Source organism: Kitasatospora sp. NPDC059571 (assembly GCF_042735675.1).
In the GTDB taxonomy this organism is placed as follows: domain Bacteria; phylum Actinomycetota; class Actinomycetes; order Streptomycetales; family Streptomycetaceae; genus Kitasatospora.
Genome location: NZ_JBHWBW010000299.1, coordinates 1 through 2,722, shown reverse-complemented (window position 1 = coordinate 2,722; position 2,722 = coordinate 1). Strand labels below are relative to the sequence as shown.

Annotated in this window: 4 protein-coding genes; all 4 read right to left on the bottom strand. The window is 72.4% G+C overall.

Annotated features, from left to right (window positions below; all coding sequences use genetic code 11):
* Positions 1–102: 102 nt before the first annotated feature.
* Positions 103–393 (bottom strand): DUF1416 domain-containing protein, encoded by a 291-nt coding sequence (locus ACFV0G_RS26790; protein ID WP_380553066.1) that lies wholly within the window; start codon positions 391–393, stop codon positions 103–105.
* A 36-nt stretch (positions 394–429) separates the two neighbouring features.
* Complete coding sequence (locus tag ACFV0G_RS26785) at positions 430–1,263, bottom strand: sulfurtransferase (protein ID WP_380553063.1); 834 nt, start codon at positions 1,261–1,263, stop codon at positions 430–432.
* 223 nt (positions 1,264–1,486) lie between these two features.
* Positions 1,487–1,567 carry a putative leader peptide gene (locus ACFV0G_RS26780; protein WP_350637490.1) on the bottom strand — a complete coding sequence of 27 codons (81 nt, stop codon included), beginning with the start codon at positions 1,565–1,567 and terminating at the stop codon, positions 1,487–1,489.
* 307 nt (positions 1,568–1,874) lie between these two features.
* On the bottom strand, positions 1,875–2,546 hold the full coding sequence (locus tag ACFV0G_RS26775) for a DUF2993 domain-containing protein (RefSeq protein WP_380553060.1): 672 nt from the start codon (positions 2,544–2,546) through the stop codon (positions 1,875–1,877).
* Positions 2,547–2,722 lie beyond the last annotated feature (176 nt).

The following is a 2,722-nucleotide window of genomic DNA, read 5'->3' as shown; positions in this document are numbered from 1 at the left end:
CACTGTCTGTCTCGCGCGCCGGTCTGTGGAGACCCCCCACCCCCTTTCGCCCCCGGGGCCCCTCCCGGGGCCGTCGGCCCCCCCCCGGCGGGTCGATCCCGGTCAGACCGCGATCGCGACCTCGGTGAACTCGCCCTGGGAGGCGACCACCTGGCGGTCGATCGTGGCGCCGGGGACGAGCGCCCGCAGCGTCCACTTGCCCGGACGGGCGAAGAAGCGGAACTGTCCGGTCGCCGAGGTGGGCACCTCGGCGGTGAACTCGCCGTTCTCGTCGAGGAGCCGCACGTAGCCGTTGACCGGCTCGTTGTCGCGGGTCACCGAACCCTGGATGATCGTCTCGTTCGCCACATCAACTCCTGCCAGGTCCGGGCCGCCGGCCTTCGCACCGCACATGTCGTGTCTTCCCTTCCTACGGTTCGAGCCGGTGGCTCAGTTGCCGAGCTCGATCGGCACGCCGACGAGGCTGCCGTACTCGGTCCAGGAGCCGTCGTAGTTCTTCACGTTCGGCTGCTCGAGGAGCTCGTGCAGCACGAACCAGGTGAGCGCGGAGCGCTCGCCGATGCGGCAGTAGGCGATGGTGTCCTTGGCCAGGTCCACGCCCTCCTCCTGGTAGAGCGCGCGCAGCTCGTCGTCGCTCTTGAAGGTGCCGTCGTCGTTGGCGTTCTTGGCCCACGGGATGTTCTTCGCGGACGGGACGTGGCCCGGGCGCTGCGACTGCTCCTGCGGGAGGTGCGCCGGGGCGAGGAGCTTGCCGGAGAACTCGTCGGGCGAGCGGACGTCGACCAGGTTCAGGCTGCCGATGGCGGCGAGCACGTCGTCGCGGAAGGCGCGGATCGAGCTGTCCGCGGCCTGCGCCGCGTACTGGGTCGCGGCGCGCTCGGGGACGGCGGCGACGAGCTCGCGGGAGTCGAGCTCCCACTTCTTGCGGCCGCCGTCCAGCAGGCGGACGTCGCCGTGGCCGTACAGCTTGAAGTACCAGTAGGCGTACGAGGCGAACCAGTTGTTGTTGCCGCCGTAGAGCACCACGGTGTCGTCGTTGGCGATGCCCTTGGCGCTGAGCAGCGCCTCGAAGCCGGCCTGGTCGATGAAGTCGCGGCGGACCGGGTCCTGGAGGTCCTTCTTCCAGTCGATCCGGACGGCGTTGCGGATGTGGTTCTTCTCGTAGGCGGTGGTGTCCTCGTCGACCTCGACGATGACGACCTTCGGGTCGTCCAGGCGGGCCTGGACCCAGTCGGCGTCGACCAGGACGTCGCTGCGGCTCATGGTGATGTCTCCATCCGGGGGCGGTCTTGCGGAAGGCTGCGGGGGCGCTCGAACGGGTGCGTCCGATCGGGTGTCCACATGGCGGACACCCTCGGATCGGTGGAATCCACCGCCCGGTCGGGCTTTCGGTTCGGGGGGCCGGGTGGCCGTCGGCTCGGAGAGCGGGCCGAGAAGGGCCGGCGTGCGGGGTCGGGCGGGCCGGAGGGCCGTCAGTACTGCCCGGTCAGCGCATTCGACACAGGCAGGTGGACACGCGGCACAGGTCTACCGCCCGCCGCTTCGTGAGATCCGCCTGTCGCTTCATGCCGACGATGCTAGGGACACCGCACGCCCGCTGTCATTAGCGTGTCAAATAATGAGACCCAAAAGGCCGAATGCTGAGATTTGCCGATTTCCTGCGCAGTCCCGGGCCTCGGACGGCGGCGCGGCGGCGCCCCGGGCGGGGTGCCGGGCGGGTCTGCGGCAGCCGTCGTGGACAGGGCGTCTCGCAGATCGGGACAGCCCGGGGTGCGGCCGCCCCGATCGGGGCACGCCGGGAACGGGCACGGCGCGGGCCGGAGCCGGCCGAGGTGGGGCCGGAGGTGCAGGAGGGACGGCGCGGCCGCGCAGGGTCAGCCGGCGACCCGGAAGTCGGCGCCCTTGAACGCCAGGCGCAGGCCGTCCTGCTCGGGCGCCACGCCGACCAGGCTCAGCCCGGCCGGCAGTTCGGTCAGAGTGAAACTGCGCGGGCCCAGCAGGCCGCCCACCCGGCCGTTCAGCAGGGCCGCGGCACCGGCGAGCCTGAAGCCGTCGGCGGTGATGGTGTTGCCCGAGCTGTGCACGTCGCCCTGGCCTATCGGAATGCCCAGGACGGAGGCCTTCACCTTGCCGGGCCCGCCGTAGGAGAGTTCCAGCCGGTCGGCGCCGGGCACCAGCCGGGCGGCGTCGGCGTAGCTGATCAGGCCCTCGCCGGTGCCGCTGCGCACCGTGGCGCTGTGGTAGTCGTCGGCGGCCCGGACGCCGGACAGGGTGGCGGCGAACGAGCGCAGCGCCACCTGCTGCTTGCCGTCGCCGACGGTCATGCCACCGCCCGAGAGGCGGACGTCGTCGAACTCCCCGGCGAGCACCTGGGTGAGGAAGGGGAACCCGGCGATGGACACCTTGGGCCGCTCGGCCATGTGCCCGCCGGTCGCCAGCCGGTCGGCCGCCTGGTCCTGGGCCACCCCGAGGGCGAGCCGGTCGGCGCCCACCAGCAGGCCGATCAGGACCGCCAGGCCGATGGTCAGCTTGAGCCAGCCGCGCATGCCACTCCCCCGTCGTGATCGGTTCCGTACGGAGCTACGACGATCGGCCGGGGGCGGTGGTTCCGCGGCCGGGGCCCGGGGGGGGCCGTCCCGGGGCCGTCTCCCCCGGGCGCGGTGCCGCGGGCGCCGGGGCGGGGATCCGCGGGTGGCCGCGGGACCTCGAACTCGGGGGGGCG

What these genes read in the sequence shown, in the direction of transcription:
- ACFV0G_RS26790 (WP_380553066.1), bottom strand. Translation starts at nt 393, where the DNA reads ATGTGCGGTGCGAAGGCCGGCGGCCCGGACCTGGCAGGAGTTGATGTG.
- ACFV0G_RS26785 (WP_380553063.1), bottom strand. Translation starts at nt 1,263, where the DNA reads ATGAGCCGCAGCGACGTCCTGGTCGACGCCGACTGGGTCCAGGCCCGC.
- ACFV0G_RS26780 (WP_350637490.1), bottom strand. Translation starts at nt 1,567, where the DNA reads ATGAAGCGACAGGCGGATCTCACGAAGCGGCGGGCGGTAGACCTGTGC.
- ACFV0G_RS26775 (WP_380553060.1), bottom strand. Translation starts at nt 2,546, where the DNA reads ATGCGCGGCTGGCTCAAGCTGACCATCGGCCTGGCGGTCCTGATCGGC.